This is a genomic window from Arthrobacter sp. 754, from assembly GCF_040548695.1.
Classification (GTDB): domain Bacteria; phylum Actinomycetota; class Actinomycetes; order Actinomycetales; family Micrococcaceae; genus Arthrobacter.
This window is the reverse complement of record NZ_JBEPSC010000007.1, coordinates 1-16,352: the sequence shown is the minus strand read 5'-3', so window position 1 is coordinate 16,352 and position 16,352 is coordinate 1. Positions and strand designations below refer to the sequence as shown.

General features: G+C 65.0%; 15 protein-coding genes. 6 read left to right on the top strand and 9 right to left on the bottom strand.

Translation table 11 applies throughout. From position 1 onward, the window contains the following. Positions 1 to 5 precede the first annotated feature (5 nt). A complete protein-coding gene (locus ABIA70_RS18560) occupies positions 6 to 2,282 on the bottom strand; it encodes a transglycosylase domain-containing protein (protein WP_354149054.1) in 2,277 nt (758 codons plus the stop codon). 37 nt (positions 2,283 to 2,319) lie between these two features. Between ABIA70_RS18560 and sp36 the strand changes: the two genes are divergently transcribed. From sp36 to ABIA70_RS18545, 3 genes are read left to right on the top strand one after another with little or no spacing between them, the layout of a single operon-like run. Continuing rightward, positions 2,320 to 2,475, top strand: a complete 156-nt coding sequence (gene sp36, locus ABIA70_RS18555) for a Sp36 family protein (RefSeq protein WP_099093395.1) — start codon at positions 2,320 to 2,322, stop codon at positions 2,473 to 2,475. A gap of 2 nt (positions 2,476 to 2,477) precedes the next feature. Next, entirely contained in the window at positions 2,478 to 3,023 is a 546-nt protein-coding gene (locus tag ABIA70_RS18550; RefSeq protein ID WP_354149053.1) for a RidA family protein, read from the top strand. 15 nt (positions 3,024 to 3,038) lie between these two features. After that, positions 3,039 to 3,950 carry an NUDIX hydrolase gene (locus tag ABIA70_RS18545; RefSeq protein WP_354149052.1) on the top strand — a complete coding sequence of 304 codons (912 nt, stop codon included), beginning with the start codon at positions 3,039 to 3,041 and terminating at the stop codon, positions 3,948 to 3,950. Positions 3,951 to 4,184: 234 nt separating this feature from the next. Here ABIA70_RS18545 and ABIA70_RS18540 read toward each other — a convergent pair whose 3' ends face one another. Both ABIA70_RS18540 and ABIA70_RS18535 read right to left on the bottom strand, forming a co-directional pair. Then, positions 4,185 to 4,382, bottom strand: a complete 198-nt coding sequence (locus ABIA70_RS18540; protein WP_354149051.1) for a hypothetical protein — start codon at positions 4,380 to 4,382, stop codon at positions 4,185 to 4,187. Between the two features lie 220 nt (positions 4,383 to 4,602). Continuing rightward, the gene (locus ABIA70_RS18535; RefSeq protein WP_214961308.1) at positions 4,603 to 5,280 is read right to left on the bottom strand and encodes a Crp/Fnr family transcriptional regulator; all 678 of its coding nucleotides are present in this window, start codon (positions 5,278 to 5,280) and stop codon (positions 4,603 to 4,605) included. 250 nt (positions 5,281 to 5,530) lie between these two features. On the opposite strand from ABIA70_RS18535, the gene ABIA70_RS18530 reads away from it, so the two are divergent. Then, positions 5,531 to 6,715, top strand: a complete 1,185-nt coding sequence (locus ABIA70_RS18530; protein ID WP_354149050.1) for a MarP family serine protease — start codon at positions 5,531 to 5,533, stop codon at positions 6,713 to 6,715. A 6-nt stretch (positions 6,716 to 6,721) separates the two neighbouring features. On the opposite strand, the gene aroQ is transcribed toward ABIA70_RS18530, so the two are convergent. From aroQ to ABIA70_RS18505, 5 genes are all read right to left on the bottom strand, one after another. After that, a complete protein-coding gene (aroQ, locus tag ABIA70_RS18525) occupies positions 6,722 to 7,183 on the bottom strand; it encodes a type II 3-dehydroquinate dehydratase (RefSeq protein WP_354149049.1) in 462 nt (153 codons plus the stop codon). Between the two features lie 140 nt (positions 7,184 to 7,323). Then, positions 7,324 to 9,555, bottom strand: coding sequence for an alpha-galactosidase (locus ABIA70_RS18520; RefSeq protein WP_354149048.1), 2,232 nt, complete (start codon positions 9,553 to 9,555; stop codon positions 7,324 to 7,326). A gap of 90 nt (positions 9,556 to 9,645) precedes the next feature. Further along, complete coding sequence (locus tag ABIA70_RS18515; RefSeq protein ID WP_354149047.1) at positions 9,646 to 10,986, bottom strand: ABC transporter substrate-binding protein; 1,341 nt, start codon at positions 10,984 to 10,986, stop codon at positions 9,646 to 9,648. Positions 10,987 to 11,039: 53 nt separating this feature from the next. After that, positions 11,040 to 11,966 carry a carbohydrate ABC transporter permease gene (locus ABIA70_RS18510; RefSeq protein WP_354149046.1) on the bottom strand — a complete coding sequence of 309 codons (927 nt, stop codon included), beginning with the start codon at positions 11,964 to 11,966 and terminating at the stop codon, positions 11,040 to 11,042. 9 nt (positions 11,967 to 11,975) lie between these two features. Next, positions 11,976 to 12,917 carry a carbohydrate ABC transporter permease gene (locus tag ABIA70_RS18505; protein WP_354149045.1) on the bottom strand — a complete coding sequence of 314 codons (942 nt, stop codon included), beginning with the start codon at positions 12,915 to 12,917 and terminating at the stop codon, positions 11,976 to 11,978. A 226-nt stretch (positions 12,918 to 13,143) separates the two neighbouring features. Here ABIA70_RS18505 and ABIA70_RS18500 point away from each other — a divergent pair, with 226 nt between their 5' ends. Together ABIA70_RS18500 and ABIA70_RS18495 are read left to right on the top strand one after the other, a co-directional pair. Next, the gene (locus ABIA70_RS18500; protein ID WP_354149044.1) at positions 13,144 to 14,349 is read left to right on the top strand and encodes a Gfo/Idh/MocA family protein; all 1,206 of its coding nucleotides are present in this window, start codon (positions 13,144 to 13,146) and stop codon (positions 14,347 to 14,349) included. 10 nt (positions 14,350 to 14,359) lie between these two features. Beyond that, complete coding sequence (locus ABIA70_RS18495; protein WP_354149043.1) at positions 14,360 to 15,382, top strand: LacI family DNA-binding transcriptional regulator; 1,023 nt, start codon at positions 14,360 to 14,362, stop codon at positions 15,380 to 15,382. Positions 15,383 to 15,425: 43 nt separating this feature from the next. On the opposite strand, the gene ABIA70_RS18490 is transcribed toward ABIA70_RS18495, so the two are convergent. Beyond that, positions 15,426 to 16,211 carry a DeoR/GlpR family DNA-binding transcription regulator gene (locus tag ABIA70_RS18490; RefSeq protein WP_354149042.1) on the bottom strand — a complete coding sequence of 262 codons (786 nt, stop codon included), beginning with the start codon at positions 16,209 to 16,211 and terminating at the stop codon, positions 15,426 to 15,428. Positions 16,212 to 16,352: the final 141 nt, after the last annotated feature.

The window sequence follows — 16,352 nt, the reverse complement described above, 5'->3', positions numbered from 1 at the left end:
CGCGCCTAGCCATTGCCGTTTCCGTTGCCCGGCTTGCTGGGCGCGGGTGCGGGCGTTGTGGGCTGCGGCGCCGGGGCGGGGGCCTGCGTCGACGGCGTCGCGGGAGTGGTCCTTGCCGGCGTTCCATTCAGCATGTTGGTGGGCGGCGCGGGGAAGGGGTTGGTCCCGTAAGCGGGTGCAATCTGGGCCATGTACTTGGAGAACATCGGGCCAGCGATCATGTAACCGTCGATCGACTCATAATTCTTGCCGTTGATGGTCAGGTTCCGGCCGGGGCGGAGCTGGTCACCCAGCGGGTCGCCGAACCACGCCGCGGTAGCCACACCGGTGGTGTAACCCACTACCCAGGTGGAGCCGTTGGTGTCGTTGGTGCCGGTCTTGGCGGCGACGGGGAAGTTGGTCTTGGTGGACAGGCGGGGCTGGATGAGGGCACCGGAGCCGCCGTTCAGTACTTCCTGCATGGCATATGCGACGCCACGGGCAACCTCGGGCTTGACCGCGTCCCGGCAGGAGGTGGACTGGGCGGGAAGCTGGGCGCCCGTCTGGTCCGTAACCGATGTGATGGCGATGGGCTCGCAGTATTTGCCGTCGTTGGCGAACGTGGCAAAGGCGGAGGCCATGGTCAGCGGGGCGGTCTGGGTGGAACCGATGAGGTTCGCGAGCGTGGTCATCTTGACCTGCGGGTGGGGATCGTCACCGGAGGGCAGGCCGCCGTGGATTCCCACGGCATCCACAATCTTCTGGATGCCGCAAAGGTCAACCTGTGCTGCCGAGGCAAATGTGGCCGTGTTGATGGAGTTCATCAGGCCGTACAGGACCGTCATGTTGCGGTAGTAGCCCTCATCGGAGTTCTGCAGGTCGAAGCTGCCGGAAACCCGCGAGTCATACCAGCCGACAGTAGGGTCCGGGCAGGTGTTTTTCCACGGGAAATTCTGTGGATACTTGCGAACGGAGGCATTGAGGTTCGTGTTCATGGACTTGCCCTCGTTCAGCCACTCGGCGAACGTGAAGGGCTTCATGGTGGAGCCGGGCTGGAAACCGCCCAGGCCGTTGAGGTCGTTGCCGTCCTTGTCCAGCTTGTCCACATTGAAGTTCTGCGTCTGGTTGAACTTGCCCTCGACCGGCAGGAAGGACGTGTTCTGCGCCATGTTCAGGATCTTGCCGCTGTTGGGCTGCACCGAGACGATGGACGCGCCCCAGTTGTCCGGGTTCGCGCCGGCGGCGGCATCCGACTCAGCCTGGGCTACCGTCTGGGCGTTCACGTCCAGCGTGGTGGTGATGGTCAGGCCACCGCGGAACACTGTATTGGTGCGTTCTTCCAAATCCGCGCCGTAGGCGGGGTTGTTCAGGAGCAGGTGGAGCACGTAGTCACAGAAGTACGGTGCCGTGGAGGCGTAAGCGCAGCCCTGGCGCGACGGCGTGACCTTCGGTTCCACCGGGGTGGCCACTGCGGCATCGTGTTCGGCCTGGGTGATCTTCTTCTGGTTCAGCATCAGGCCCAGCACCAGGTCGCGGCGCTGCTTGGCGTTCTCCGGATTGGTGATGGGATCGAACGCCGAAGGACTGTTGACGAGGCCTGCCAGGAGGGCGGCCTGCGGCAGCGTCAGGTCCTTGGCAGTGGTGCTGAAGAAGAATTTGGACGCGGCTTCGATGCCGTAGGCGTCGCGGTTGAAGAAGACGATGTTGAGGTATCCCTCAAGGATCTGCTCCTTGCTGAATTCCTTCTCCAGGGCGATGGCGAGCTTCATCTCGCGGAGCTTGTCACCAACGCCCTTGTTCACGCCGTTGAGCTTGATGTCCGAGTCCTTGCCCTCGGCAGCAAGGTTGGAGTTGAGGACGTTGTTGACGTACTGCTGGGTGATGGTGGAGGCACCCTGCTTGTTGCCGCGGGCCGTGCTTACGAGGGCGCGGAGGATACCCGTGGTATCCACGCCGCCATGCTCGTAGAACCTGCTGTCCTCGACCGCAATGATGGCTTTCTTCATGAACGGCGAGATCTGGTCCAAGGCAACCTTGGTCCGGTTCTCCTCGTAGAGGTTGGCGATCAGGCTGCCGTCCGCCGCGAGGATCCGGGTGGACTGGCTGGGCGGGTCAACCTGCAGCTCGGCCGGAAGGGTGTCGAAGAAGTCAATGGAACCGCTCGCCGCGCTGCCGGAAACGGCCGCCGCCGGAACCAGCAGGCCGGCCACCAGGACACCGCAAATGGCGCTCACGCCAAGGAAGCCTAAAATCTTTCCGAGGGTAGTGGCTGTGTCGAAAATGGGGTTCCTGCGAGTCACCATGTTTTCCACTTTACCGGCAAGGACTAGTCTTTCTCTCATGACCAAATGGGAGTACGCCACGATTCCGCTCATTATTCACGCCACAAAGCAGATCCTGGACCAGTGGGGCGAGGACGGCTGGGAGCTCGTCCAGGTCATCACCGGACCGGACGGCAATGGCCTGGTTGCCTACCTAAAGAGGGAGAAGCAGTAACAATGAGCACCCCCGCAGAAACCACCTCCGGCCCCGCAGAATCACCGGATTCAGCCCCGGTTTCAGCCGTCGAGCAGCGCCTCGCCGAGCTGGGCCTGACCCTTCCCGAAGTCGTTGCCCCGGTAGCCGCTTACGTGCCTGCCGTGATCTCCGGCAACCATGTGTATACCTCCGGCCAGCTGCCCTTCGTCAACGGCAGGCTTGAAGCCACCGGCAAGGTGTCCACCGGCACCGAGGGCTACGCCGACGAGCCCACCGTGTCGCCCGAGGATGCCAAGCGCTTCGCCGCAATCTGCGCCGTGAACGCCCTCGCGGCCGTGAAAAGCGTCATCGGCGACCTCGACCGGATCACCCGGATCGTCAAGGTTGTGGGGTTCGTCTCGTCCGACCCCACCTTCACCGGCCAGCCCGGCGTCATCAACGGTGCCTCCGAACTCCTGGGCCGCGTTCTCGGTGAGGCAGGGCAGCACGCCCGTTCCGCCGTCGGCGTTTCGGTCCTTCCCCTCGACTCCCCGGTCGAGGTCGAACTGATCGCCGAATTCAGCTAGGACCGGTCGCTTCCTTTGCCTCAGCTCGCCCGACGCCTGTTTGTCCTCCCTGCAGAACTTGAAGGAGCAGCACGAAGCTGGATTGAACACGGTGAGCGGACCCCGCGTGCCGCCCGCTACGCATCTTCAGTGGTGCTTCTGCGGGATTCGCCCACCGGCCTGGAGACCTGGCTCGGTTACCGGCCAGGGTCCTCGCCGCTGGGCGTGCTCGCCTTTCCCGGGGGTTCTTTGGACGCGTCCGACGACGACGCCGTGGGCTGGCTGGGGCCCTCACCCCAGCATTGGGCCGAGCAGATGGGGACCACCGACGTCGGGCTGGCGCGCCGCCACGTGGTGGGCGCCATCCGCGAACTGTTCGAGGAAACCGGGGTGCTCCTGGCCGGCCCGGACATGTCCACCACTGTGGAGGCCACGTCAGGCCAGGAGTGGATGCGGGCCCGTGTGGCCGTCGCCGACCAGGAGAAGACGCTCGCCGAGTTGCTCGCCAAGCGTGGCCTGTCGCTGCGGACCGACCTGCTCAAGCCCCTGGTCAACTGGCGGAGCCCGGACTTCGCGCACCGCCGGTTCGATACCCGCTATTTTGCCGCCACCGTCCCCATGAACCAGAAGCCCAGCCTCCTGGAGGGTAAAGGCGTGTGGGGACGTTGGGTCTGTGCCACGAAGGCCATCGAAGAACGCGACACCACGAACCTCGGCGATGAAGTGGGCCAGGAAAACACTGTTGGCCTGACCCTGAGCCAGCTCCTGGTGCCCGGTTCGGAGATCATGCTCGAGAAGATGGCCGCCGCGAATGGCTGCATCGCCTACCTCAGCTACAAACGCAAGCCGCACGTGTACCAGCCGACGCTCGTCGAAGAGGACGGGAAGCTGATGCTCGAAGTCGAAGCCGCAAAAACCGTCGCCGGCGATCCTCAACGGGACCGCTAACTTCCTGTCGCCCAGCCTGTCGGCTGTGCGACAGCCTTTCGCCCTCGCTTAGACACGACGCATAGGGGAAACTTCGGTCGCTGAGCGACTCTGGTTCCCGATGCGCTCCTACGCGAAAGACTGCCACCCAGGTCAAACGCTCTGGCAGGTCCTGCGGGTTTTTTCCCAACGCTCTGGCGGGTCCTGCAGGGAGTTGGCCGACGCTCTTACGGGTATTGGCGCAACGATCTTTCCCTATGCGCCCGCGATGCGCTTCAGCCGGATGGCGGCGTACGGGCGGCTGGGCAGGTTGCCCGCCGTCCAGGACTCGTCGGATGGCTCCACGGGTATTTCGCCGCGCCCGTCGCGGATCACCAGGATCACCGTGCCGATCACGGCCGCCACGGACGCCAAACCCAAAAGCGTCAACAGGATCACAACTGCCAGGGACATCGTCATGCACCTCTGACTTAACTTTAAGTCCGGGAGCTCGTTCCGGCACCTGCTGTTCGAAAGCCAGGAAGCCCGGGAGAAAGTGAGAGAGGGTCTGCGGAAAACGTGCAGGGAGTGCCAGAGCGTTTGTGGGGATGCAAAAGGCCCGAGGTCCGGCATCCCCCACGCCGTCGGGGGGACGGTGGGGTGGATGTCGGCCTCGGGCCGGCGGACTAGCTTGTTAGCGGGAGCGCTGGCGGAGGCGCTGCATGTCCAGGATGACGACGGCGCGGGCTTCGAGGCGGAGCCAGCCGCGCTGGACGAACTCGGCCAGGGCTTTGTTGACTGTCTCGCGGGAGGCGCCGACCAGCTGGGCCAGTTCTTCCTGGGTGAGCTCGTGCGCCACCAGGACGCCATCCGTTGCCGGGCGGCCGAAGCGGTCAGCGAGGTCCAGGAGTGCCTTGGCCACACGGCCCGGTACGTCGGAGAAGACCAGGTCGGAAAGGGAATCGTTGGTGCGCCGCAGGCGGCGGGCCAGGGCCTGCAGCAGCTGGGCGGAGACCTCGGGGCGGGTCCGGAGGAGGGCGTTGAGGCTCTCGTTCCTCAGGCCGGCGAGGCGGGTTTCGGACACGGCCGTCGCGGTGGCGGTGCGGGGGCTGGGATCAAACAGCGCCATTTCGCCGAAGAGTTCGCCCGGGCCCAGGATGGCGAGCAGGGACTCCCTGCCGTCGGGGGAGGTGCGGCCCAGTTTCACCTTGCCGGAGACGATGAAATAGAGCTGGTCGCCCTGGTCGCCCTCGCGGAACACCGATGCGCCGCGGGAAAGGTCCACCTCGGTCAGCTCATCCGTCAGCAGACGGAACGCTTCGTCGTCGAGCGTGGCGAAAAGGGGCGCTCGGCGCAGTACCTCGATGTCCATAAAATCTCCTGATAAAAGTTTCGGCTGTGGCGCTTTTGCCATTGTTTCAGAATTTTGGCGGTTCTGTGACGTACTTGGCAGCCGATTCGCCCTGAAGCACCGGCGAAGAGCCTATTTGAACCGCGCAAGGACATTGATTCCACGCCGTGCGGGCATTTGCGTAGGGCTGGGCCCGGGGCGGCGGGAATCCACAGAATAATGTCAGGCATCGCCACTAGAATTGGGAGTCAACCGTAAATAAGGAGCCTTGGTGTTTGGCTTGACCGTTCTGGACCTGGTGCTGATCCTGGCCCTGCTGTCGTACCTGATCTATGGCCTGCGCAACGGCTTTCTGGTGACCCTGGGCGGAATCGTTGGTTTCGCCGCCGGCGCTCTCGCTGCATTCTTTGCCGTACCGCTCGTTAGCGGCTTCGTGGAGGACTCCGGCTGGAGACTCACCGCGATCGTGGCCGCCGCCGTCGTGCTGATGGCCGTGGGACACGGCCTCGGGACCATGATCGGGCGGAAAATCCGCGGCGCGGTGCGGATCAGGCCGTTGCGCGCAGCGGACCGGCTCATTGGCGGCGCGGCCAATGTGGTGGTCTCGGCACTTGTCATGTCCATGCTGGCTTTCAGCATCAGCTCCCTGGGCGTTCCGTTTGTCTCCCAGCAACTGGCCGAATCCAAGGTCATCCGGTATATCGACGGGCTCACCCCTGTTCCGGTGAAGGCCACCATGGCGCAGTTGCGTTCCACAGTGATCGGCAACGGAATCCCCACGCTGATCGAAGGGCTGGACCAGGCCCCGCGAGTGGCAGTGCCCAATGCCAGCACCAATACCGTCGCCCTGAACCGGGCCGGGGAATCGGTCCTGAAAATCGCGGGAACGGCCTACCACTGCGGCCAGAACCAGACCGGCACGGGCTTTGTGGTTTCGCCGGGGCGGGTTGTCACCAATGCGCATGTGGTGGCGGGCGTGTCGGAGCCGGTTGTGGAGATTGCCGACGGCGGTGCGATGCCCGGGCGGGTGGTCTATTTCGACACCAGGCACGATCTCGCTGTGCTGGCCGTGGACGGACTGGGCTCAGAGCCGCTGGAGCTGACTTCGGATCTGCCGGCGGGCAGTCCGGCCGCGTTCGCCGGCTACCCCCACGGTGGTCCTTTCACGGCCAAACCTGCCACCATCCAGGACATCGCCTCCGTTCTGGTGCCCGATATATATGGGAACAACCCTTCCCCTGAGGACATCTACCGCCTGGCCGGCGACGTCCAGCCCGGCAATTCCGGCGGGCCGCTGCTGACCACGGACGGCCTCGTGGCGGGCGTGATCTTCGCCAAGGCAACCTCCGATGCAGAGATGGGGTTCGCCATCACCATGAATGACCTTTACCCGGTCGCCTCCCAGGCAGCCGGCATGAGCGCTCCCGTTTCTTCCGGGCAGTGCATCCAGAAGTAGCAGTCGTTACAGGACCTCGGCCAGGTAATCGATGGCCAGCTTGTAGCCGAACACGCCCGCTCCCACGATCACCGCGGCACAGACCGGCGACAGGAACGAGTGGTGCCGGAATTCCTCACGCTGGTGCACGTTGGTGATGTGGACCTCAACGGCCGGAAGCTGCACCGCTGCCAGGGCGTCACGGAGGGCAACAGAGGTGTGTGTGAAGGCGCCGGCGTTCAGGACAATGCCGACGGCGGTGCCGCGGGCGGCGTGGATGACGTCCAGCAGGACGCCCTCATGGTTTGACTGGACGCACTCCACGACGAAGCCGTGGGCTTCCGCCGTGGCGGCCGCCAGCTGTTCCACATCGGCGAGGGTGGACGTGCCGTACTTTTCCGGCTCGCGGGTTCCCAGCAGATTGAGGTTGGGACCGTTGATTACCAGGATGGTCCCGCGGCTGTCTTCGTTGGAAGTGGGTTCAGTCATGGGTGCAAATCTAGCGCCAGAGTCATCGCCAAAAGAAACGCCGGGTCACTACACGCCCTTCCCGGGCCCCGGATTGGGCGTGTAGTGACCCCGCGTTGCCTTGAAAGCGCTGGGTAAGGGCGCCTTTGGAGCGCGGATGGCTAGATTGCGGTGAACCTCAGCAGCAGCGCGTGTTCCGGGTTGAGGATGGGCATCGGCAGACCCACCTCAGCCAGGAACCGGCCGCCGGCAACCGCACCGTCGGCGAGCCACGCCGGGGGACGGACCTGGGTGAAGGTGTGCGCGTAGTCAGCGTCACCTGGCACCGGGAGGATTGCATCCGCCCGGTAGGAACGTTCCGGTTCCAGGCCGGGGATGGTGATCCGGCCTGTCTGCTCGGCGAACGAGGTGCGGGTGCTCACCAAGGCGAACAGCGCCGCCGTCGTGCCTGGCAAAGCGGCTGGTCCAGCCGGCCCGGCAGCGGGGGCCACCACGCCGTGAAGCATCAGCGATCCGTCCGCAAGGTCCGCACGGACCATGCGTCCGGAGTGGATCAGGTCGCGGTGTTCCTTGTAGAGCCCGATGAAGCGCTTGAGTTGCTCCCGTTCGGCGCCCTGGACCCCGCGGACGTCCCATTCCATGCCGAAGTGCCCGAAAAGCGCGGTGATGGCACGGAACGACAGATCGTGCGTGCGGGCCGTGGTGTGCGAGGTGGTGGGGCCGACGTGCCCGCCCACCAGTTCCGGCGGGACCACCAGCCCGGTCCAGCGCTGGATGGTCTGCCGTTCCAGGGCGTCGTTGCAGTCCGAGGCCCAGATCCGGTCCGTGCGTTCCAGGATGCCCAGGTCCACGCGCGCGCCGCCGGAGGAGCAGCTTTCGATCTCGACGCCGGGGTGGGCCTTTTTGAGTTCGTCAAAGAGGCGGTAGGCGGCCAGGGTCTGCTCGTGGACCGAGGCCCGTCCGGCGTGGCCGTGTTCGAGCAGGTCCCGGTTCTGATCCCACTTGAGGTATCTGATGTTGTTCTCACGCAGCAGGGCATCCACGCGGTCGAAAATGTACTGCCATGCTTCCGGGTTCACCAGGTCGATGATGTGCTGGTTCCGCCATTCAAGCGGAAGCCGGCCGCCGTCCTTGTGCGATGCGGCGGCGGGACCGACGATCCACTCGGGGTGGGCGCGGGCGATGTCCGAATCGAGGTTGACCATTTCCGGTTCCACCCAGAGCCCGAATTCCATCCCGCGGGAGGTCACGGCGTCGATCAATGGCGTCAGGCCATCGGGCCAGAGGGATTCGTCCACGTACCAGTCGCCCAGGCCGGCGTGGTCGTCGCGGCGGCCGCGGAACCAGCCGTCGTCGAGCACAAACCGCTCGACGCCGAGCTCGGCGGCAGAGTCAGCCAGCTCGATCAGGGTAGCCAGGTTGTGGTCGAAGTAGACCGCTTCCCAGGTGTTGAGGACCACGGGGCGGGGCTTGCCGGCGGGGGTGCCGGAACCGGTGCCAGCGGCGGGCAGCACATGGTGCGGGCGGGACCGGAACCAGCTGTAGAAAGCATCGCTGATACCGTCCAGGCCCCGGTCCGAGTAGGCGGCAAACAGCGCCGGGGTGGTGTAGCTCGCGCCGGGTTCGAGGACCACTTCCGCCGGGCCCAGGAGCTCGGAGCCGCCGATCATGGTACGGCCGTCGCCGATGCTGTCCGCGAACTGCTCGTGGTTGCCGCTCCACGCCAGATGGGTTGCCCAGACCTTCCCGTGGCGGTTGCCGAACCCGGCCGTGCCGGCGGCGAAGAGCAGCGAGGAGTCGTGCCCGGTGCGGCCGTGCCGTCCGGTGCGGACCCAGGTGCCCTGCTGGATGGGGCGGCGCTGCGGGTGGTTCTCCCGGCACCAGCGGCCGGTGAGGTCAAGGAGTTCGACGGCGTCCGGCGCCACGGGGAGGACCGTGGCCAGCTCATCCAGCTGGTAGGGCGTGGTGCCGTCGTTGGTGACGGTGTGCCGGAGCTCCAGCAGGCCGCCGTGGTGCAGGGTGAGGGACGACGCGACAGTGACGCCGGCGTCGGGATCAGACTGGACAATAACAGCGGAACGGCCGACGGCGGTGCCGCCCTCGGTGCCGGCTGTCACCGTGCGGAGGCGGGCCGAGAAGTCGAGGCCGGAGACGCCGTCGGCGATGCGGTGGCCGCGGAGGCCGGGGCGGCCGCGCCAGCTGGAGGACGCCTGGGGCAGGAGCCCGGCGGGCACTGTGGCGTCGATGGCGGAGTGCGGTACCGGTTCGCCGAGGATGGCGAGGTCCGGCAGGGTGCTGCCAAGGTCCGCGCCCCAGTGGATAACCTCGGCCTCCCCGCTGTCGAAGCTGATCACCAGGCTGGTTCCGGCGGAACGGAGGTGGAGGGGGTCCATAAGTACTGTCCTTCTACGGGGTGGGGGTAAATGAGGCTGCGCGCCGCGGGAACACGACGCCCGCGGCGCGCAGCCGGTAAAGCGGGTGGGTTACTTGAAGAGGGCGTTGACCTGTTCGTTGGCCTGCGTCAGGGAGCTGGCCGGGGCTTTTCCGGACACGACCGCGTCCATGGCGGGCTCCATGATGCCCTTGACCTTGGCCGTGTTGTCCGTAATGGGGTACAGGAACGTGGTCTTGTTCTTGACGTGCTCGGTGAAGGCGCTGACATCCACGCCCTTGGCCTTGAACGCTTCGGCAGCCTTGTCAGAGGATGCCTTCAGTGCGGGGAACACCACGGCCTTCGAGGCCACAACGTCCTGGCATTTAGCTGAGGCGAGGTACTCAACCCACTTGATCGCGGCGTCCTTCTTCTTGGTTCCTGCCCAGATTGAGTCGGCCAGACCGTTGAACATGGAGGCGCGCTCGCCTTCCGGCCCGACCGGGGTGGGGGCGATGCCCACTTCGATGCCCTTGTAGCCGGTGTACTGGCCGGTCATCCATGAGCCGTGGGCGTTGATGGCGGACTTGCCCGCAGCGAAGGTATCGGCCATGGCCGCGCCGACGGTGGTTTCCAGCTTGGGCATGTAGCCCTTCTGGGCCAGTCCAGCGAACCAGTCCATGCTCTGCTGGAACTTGGGGTCATCGTAGTTGTAGTGCGTGCCCCACGGGTTTTTGTCCGTGTGGGACCAGCCGGTGGTGTTGGTGAGGTAGCTCCACTCGGTCTGGCCGGAGGAGTCGCCTCCGCCGTTGAGGCCCAGACCGTAAACGGCGACGTTGTTCTTGTCGAAGCCGGCTTCGTCCCCGCGTTTGCCGCTCTTGTCCACGGTCAGGTGGGCGATGACGTCCTCGTAGGTTCCGCCGTCCTCCGGGTTCCAGCTGAGGGTCTTCATCTGGCCCTCGGTGACGCCGGCGGCCGTAAGCATCGCCTTGTTGTAGAACAGTCCGATGGTGTCCCAGTCCTTCGGCAGGCCGTAGCGCTTGCCGTCCTGGCCCACCCAGAGGTCCGCTAGGCCCTCGTTGTAGGCGGTAAGGTCCACGTTGTCCTTCTTGACCGCGTCGTCAATGGCCAGCAGCTGCTTGTTTTCGGCCAACTCGCCGTAGCGTCCCAGGTGGTTGGTGAAGACGTCGGGGGCGGTGCCGCCCACAAAGCCGTTGGTGAGGGTGCTCCAGTAGTCGTCCCACCCACGCTGGGTGATCTTGACTGTCAGGCCTTCGTTGGCCTTCTGGAAATCGTCGGCACACTGCTGGTAGGCGGGGAGCTGGTTGGCGTCCCACAGCCAGTAGCTGATTTCGCCCTTGGTGGCTTCGGCAGAGGACGATGAGCCGCTGCAGGCGGAGAGGGAGAGGGCCACAGCTGCGGCGACGGCGACGGCGCCGAGGGTTTTCTTCATGGTGTTCTTTCCGTTCGGGGTGGGGTGTCTGGGACGGGTAGGGCGGGAAGTGCTTATTTGATGCCGGAGAAGCCGATGGAGTTGACGATCTTCCTGCCGAAGGCGGCGAAGAGGACCAGGACGGGGAGGGCGGAAATCAGGACCGCGGCCATGAGACCGGACCAGTCGGGGGCTCCCTGGGGGGACTGCGACTTGAAGACGCCGAGGCCCACCTGCAGAACGCGGACGTCGTCCTGGGAACCGACGAGCAGCGGCCAGAAATATTCGTTCCACTGGCCGATGAAGGTCAGCAGCGCCAGTGTGGCCAGCGGTGCCGCGGCGTTGGGGAGGACGATCTGGAAGAAGATACGAAGGTGCTTGGCGCCGTCGAGCATGGCCGCCTCTTCAACCTCCCGGGACATGTTCAGGAAGAACTGTCGCAGGAAGAAGATGGCGAACGGGGTCATGAACAGGTACGGCAACACCATGCCGAGCATCGTGTTGAGCAGGTCCAGGTTCTTGATCAGCAGGAAGTTGGGCAGCGCCGTGAAGATCGGCGGGACCAGCATGGTGCCCAGGAACAGGCTGAACACCAGGTTCCGGCCCTTCCAGCGCAGCCGGGCAAAGGCATAGGCGGCCATTGCGCTGAAGAACACGGCCCCGGCAGTAGTGATGGAGGAGAAGATGATGGAGTTCCGGAGGTAGAGCCAGAAGTCGATGGCGGCACCGGAACCGCCCTCAGCGACGGCGTCGGCCGGGCTCTGCAGCCCGAACACCCGCATGAAGGCGCCGAAGGTGAAGTCGGCCGGGAGCAGGCTGGCCGACTGGGTGGCCAGCGCGCTGTTGGTGGACAGCGCAGTGCGCAACACCCAGAGGAACGGCAGGACGGAGACCGCGATGGCCAGGGCGAGGAGCGCCCAGGTGCCCGCGCGGCGGGGGTTGAAAGGACGACGGCGGCGGGTTGGCCCCGGCAGCGGTGCGCGGCTGGTTGTGGTGGTCATGCGGGGCTCCTAGTCCAGGTCCGACTCGTTGCCCTTGAGGAACTTCATCTGGATGAAGGCCACGAGAGCGAGGATGAGGAAGAGAATGACGGCGATGGCGGATCCGTAGCCGAAATCCGACTCGGTGAAGGCGCGCTGGTAGATGTAGTACTGGATGACGCGGGTGGCGTTGACCGGGCCACCCTGGGTTGTCACCGCGACGGTGTCGAAAACCTGGAAGGAGCCGATCACCGTCACCACCAGCACCATGACCAGGACCGGGCGCAGCAGCGGGATGGTGATTTTGCTGAAGGTCTGGAACGGTGAGGCGCCGTCCAGTTTGGCCACTTCGTAGACGTGCCCGGGGATTGCCTGCAGGCCGGCGAAGATGAGCAGTGCGGTATAGCCCATGTGGCGCCAGGTGTTGATGAGGGCCTGCGTGGGGATGGCCCACTCCTCGCTGCCGAAGAACGCGACGCGGGGGAGGCCCGCCCACTCGATGAACTGGTTCACCACACCGATCTGGTAGTCCAGCATCCAGAACCACAGCAGCGCCGCGATGACATTGGACATCAGGTAGGGCAGGAGCAGGGCGCCGCGGATGAGGGTGGATTTGGCGACCTGGTACATCAGGAGTGCCAGGCCGAGGGCCAGCGCTGTCTGGAGGACGATGTTGAGGAAGACGTACTGGCCTGTCACGGCCAGGGAATTCCAGAACAGCGGGTCCTTGGCGATGGCCGTGTAATTGTCCATCCCCACCCATTCCGGGTCTCCGAGGATGTTGTACTCAGTGAAGCTCAGGTACACGCCGCGGATGGTTGGAACAACGTAGAAGAAGATGAAGCCGATCATGGCCGGGGCGATGAAGAACAGGGCGATCTTGAGGTCGCCGAGCTGGCGGAAACCGCCGCGCGCTGCTGGGGCCCCGGATTCGAGCGGGGCGGTTCTCGTGTGTTTGGCAAGGGTGGTCATCTTCGACCCTTTCCTGACTGTGATGGAGGTAACAACTGGGAATGAATCTACACGAGTAGATTGACGAGGGCAAGAGCTAATTTTAACCAGTTGCGCCAATGGTTTATTCAATGGTTGTGCTATTGACTCGTGTAGATTCCGGTGAAACACTGGGAAACCTGATGGACAGCGCTTGCCCGGCCTTGAGCCAGAACCTGCGTGATGCCCCAACCCCGGAAGGTAGACAATGGCGTTTTCGCTTGGCGTAGTAGGAGTCGGCCAGTTCGGCGGCCAGTTCGCCCACCTCTTTGATCTCCACCCCGGTGTCAGCGACGTGTATGTGGTGGATGAGCTGCCCGAGCGTGCGGCAGAGGCGGTGGACCGCCACCGCCTGGCCGGATCAATGGCGAGCTTCGAGGACCTCCTAACCTCCGATGTCGACGCCGTGGCCATCTTCACCCAGCGCTGGACGCACGGGCCGCTGGTGGAGCAGGCCCTCCGCGCCGGCAAGCATGTCTACTCGGCAGTGCCCATGGCTGTCTCCGAGGAGGAGATCGCCCGCATTATCGACGCCGTCCGGGAGACCGGGCTGGTCTACATGATGGGGGAGACCAGCTACTACAACCCCGCCACGGTCTATGCGCGCAAGCAGATTGCCGCCGGGAAGTTCGGCCGGATCTTCTACACCGAGGGCGACTACGTCCACGACATGGACCTGGGCTTCTACGATGCCTACCAGTACAGCGGCGGTGAGCGCTGGAAGGAAACCGCCAGCTACCCGCCCATGCTGTACCCCACCCACGCGGTGGGGGGAGTGCTGGGTGCCGTTCCCGCCCACGCTGTCAGTGTCAGCTGCGTCGGAGTCCGGGATGACCGCAAGGATGGTGTCTTCGACAAGGACATCAGCATGTTCGGCAACGATTTCTCCAATGCCACGGCCCTCTTTGAACTCAACGACGGCGGCGTGATGCGCACCAACGAGATGCGCCGGGTGGGCTACCCGTCCCATATCCGGGAGTCCCGGTTCAGGTTTTTCGGAACCGAGGCCAGCTTCGAACAGCTCGCCAAAGTCTCTGTCTGGCAGGACAAGGAAAACGTCCATGACATCTCCGAGCAGTTCGAAACCCGGCCCAGCATGTCCGTTGATGACCCGTCGCTGGCCAACGTGGCGCCGGAACTGAGGGACGCTTTCGTCTCCGGGCTCTCTCCTGTCCATGACGCGGAGCGGCTCCCCGAGGAGTTCCGCGGCGCACCCAACGGCCACGAGGGCAGCCACCACTTCCTGGTGGACGACTTCGTCACGGCGGTCGATTCCGGCACGCTGCCTCCGGTCAACGCCTGGGTGGCGGCCAGGTTCACCTTGCCCGGGATCGTGGCCCACCAGTCCGCCTTGCAGAATGGCGCACGGCTGCCCATCCGTGACTTCGGCGATGCGCCGGGTACGAGTACATAACATGGACAGCATGACTACTCCGGCAGTACAGGTTGCGCGAGGCGGTCCCGTAACCCGCAAGGACGTTGCGCGCTATGCCGGCGTGAGCACCGCCGTCGTCAGCTACGTTGTGAATGGCGGGCCCAAGAAAGTGGCGCCTGCCACCGAAGCCAAAGTCCAGGACGCCATCCGCGTCCTGGGGTACCGGCCCAACGCGGCGGCGCGGGCCCTCAAGCTGGGCTCCAGCGAGACGCTGGGGCTCATCGTGCCGGATATCTCCAACCCTTTCTTCTCGCTCTTTTCCCACGCGGTGGAGGACGCGGCCGCCGAGCTTGGCTATGCACTGGTGCTCAGCAACTCGGACGGCAACCTGGCCAAGGAGCGGCGCAACGTACGCAACCTGGCTGCCCGGCAGGTGGACGGCGTGCTGCTGGCCAGCGTCCTCTTTGAGCCCGACCTGGAGGTTCTGGAAACTGCGGACATCCCTTCGGTGCTGCTGAACCAGGAACGGGACGCGCCCGGGTTCAACAGCATCGGCGTTGACCTCGCCGCCGGTGCCAAAATCGCGGTGGAACACCTGATCGGGCATGGGCACACCAACATCGGTCTGGCCATGGGCACCAACGTTTCCGGCAGTACTGACGGCCGTGAGGTGGGCTGGCGGGAGGCCTTGCAGGAGGCGGGCCTGGCTGAGGGGCCCATTGCCTACAGCGGCTTCACCCGCCCGGGGGGTTATGTTGCCGGCCAGCGACTCCTGGCGTCGGTCAACAGGCCAACTGCCATCTTTGCCACTTCGGACATGCAGGCGATCGGCCTTTTGCGGGCCCTCCACGAAGCGGGGCTGGCCGTCCCCGGCGATATTGCGGTGGCCTCCTTTGACGGTTCCGCCGAGTCCGAATACTCCTGGCCTCCGTTGACCACCGTTGAGCAGCCTGTGGCCCAGATGGCCGAGGCCGCCGTGGCTGCCCTGGTGGGCGCCGGCCGCGGTGAAAAGCCCCGGCACCGGATCTTCCCCACGAAACTTCACATCCGCCAGTCGTGCGGCTGCCCCTGAACCAGAGGGCTTATCAGCCGCGGGGCCGCCGCGCTACCGATCCCTAGACCTGGACGATCCGGAGCCGGGTCCGCTCGCCGAGGAGCCGCTGGGCTTCAGCGCCGAGGCCGGCGTCGCTGATAACCTCATCTGCTGCTTCCAGCGGGGCGATGGTGCTGATGCCCAGCGTGCCCCACTTGGTGTGGTCGGCCACGACCACTGTTTTCCGGGCGGCGGCCACGAACGCGCGGTCCGTTTCCGCCTCCAGGAGGTTGGGCGTGGTGAATCCGGCTTCGGCATCCATCCCGTGGACGCCGAGAAACAGCACGTCCAGGTGCAGTTGCTTCAGCGCCGCCGTCGCGATGGGACCGACCAGGGCGTCCGAGGGCGTGCGTTCGCCGCCGATCAGGATCACGGTGGATGCGAAACGGGCTGAGCCGGCCGATGGCCCGTGGTGGAACTGGTCTGCGATGCGCACGGAATTGGTGACCACGGTGATGCGCGGACCGTTGACGAGTTCGTTGGCGAGGGCCCACGTGGTGGTTCCTGCGCTTAGGCCCACAGCCATGCCCTCCTGGACCAGGCCGGCCGCCTCCAGTGCGATGGCACGTTTCTCCGCGGTCAGCTGGGTGGACTTAAGTTCGAAGCCGGGCTCGTGGGTGCTGGCGTCGCCGGGAAGTTTGGCCCCGCCATGAATGCGCTCCACCCGGCCGCCTTCCTCCAGCAGCTCGATGTCGCGGCGCACAGTCATCAGGGAAACCCCCAGCTGCTGCGCGAGGTCCGAAACCCGAACAACCCGCTCCCGCTGGAGGGCTTCAACAATCGCCTGATGTCGAGCGGCAGGGAGCATCGGAAGGAAATCCTTAAGACAGGGACAGTACTGCCACAAGTCTAGGTGTACTAACCCGGTTGGTTGGTGACGCGGTGGATCGGTGAGGCGCCTTTGAGTGCGGTGTGGGGCCTGCGGTGATTGTAGTACTCGATGAAGTCC

Bases quoted from the DNA above. Each gene is read 5' to 3' on its own strand.
- ABIA70_RS18540 (WP_354149051.1), bottom strand. From the start codon at position 4,382: ATGTCCCTGGCAGTTGTGATCCTGTTGACGCTTTTGGGTTTGGCGTCC.
- ABIA70_RS18515 (WP_354149047.1), bottom strand. From the start codon at position 10,986: ATGAAGAAAACCCTCGGCGCCGTCGCCGTCGCCGCAGCTGTGGCCCTC.
- ABIA70_RS18560 (WP_354149054.1), bottom strand. From the start codon at position 2,282: ATGGTGACTCGCAGGAACCCCATTTTCGACACAGCCACTACCCTCGGA.
- ABIA70_RS18550 (WP_354149053.1), top strand. From the start codon at position 2,478: ATGAGCACCCCCGCAGAAACCACCTCCGGCCCCGCAGAATCACCGGAT.
- ABIA70_RS18535 (WP_214961308.1), bottom strand. From the start codon at position 5,280: ATGGACATCGAGGTACTGCGCCGAGCGCCCCTTTTCGCCACGCTCGAC.
- ABIA70_RS18520 (WP_354149048.1), bottom strand. From the start codon at position 9,555: ATGGACCCCCTCCACCTCCGTTCCGCCGGAACCAGCCTGGTGATCAGC.
- ABIA70_RS18510 (WP_354149046.1), bottom strand. From the start codon at position 11,966: ATGACCACCACAACCAGCCGCGCACCGCTGCCGGGGCCAACCCGCCGC.
- sp36 (WP_099093395.1), top strand. From the start codon at position 2,320: ATGACCAAATGGGAGTACGCCACGATTCCGCTCATTATTCACGCCACA.
- ABIA70_RS18490 (WP_354149042.1), bottom strand. From the start codon at position 16,211: ATGCTCCCTGCCGCTCGACATCAGGCGATTGTTGAAGCCCTCCAGCGG.
- aroQ (WP_354149049.1), bottom strand. From the start codon at position 7,183: ATGACTGAACCCACTTCCAACGAAGACAGCCGCGGGACCATCCTGGTA.
- ABIA70_RS18505 (WP_354149045.1), bottom strand. From the start codon at position 12,917: ATGACCACCCTTGCCAAACACACGAGAACCGCCCCGCTCGAATCCGGG.
- ABIA70_RS18500 (WP_354149044.1), top strand. From the start codon at position 13,144: ATGGCGTTTTCGCTTGGCGTAGTAGGAGTCGGCCAGTTCGGCGGCCAG.
- ABIA70_RS18495 (WP_354149043.1), top strand. From the start codon at position 14,360: ATGACTACTCCGGCAGTACAGGTTGCGCGAGGCGGTCCCGTAACCCGC.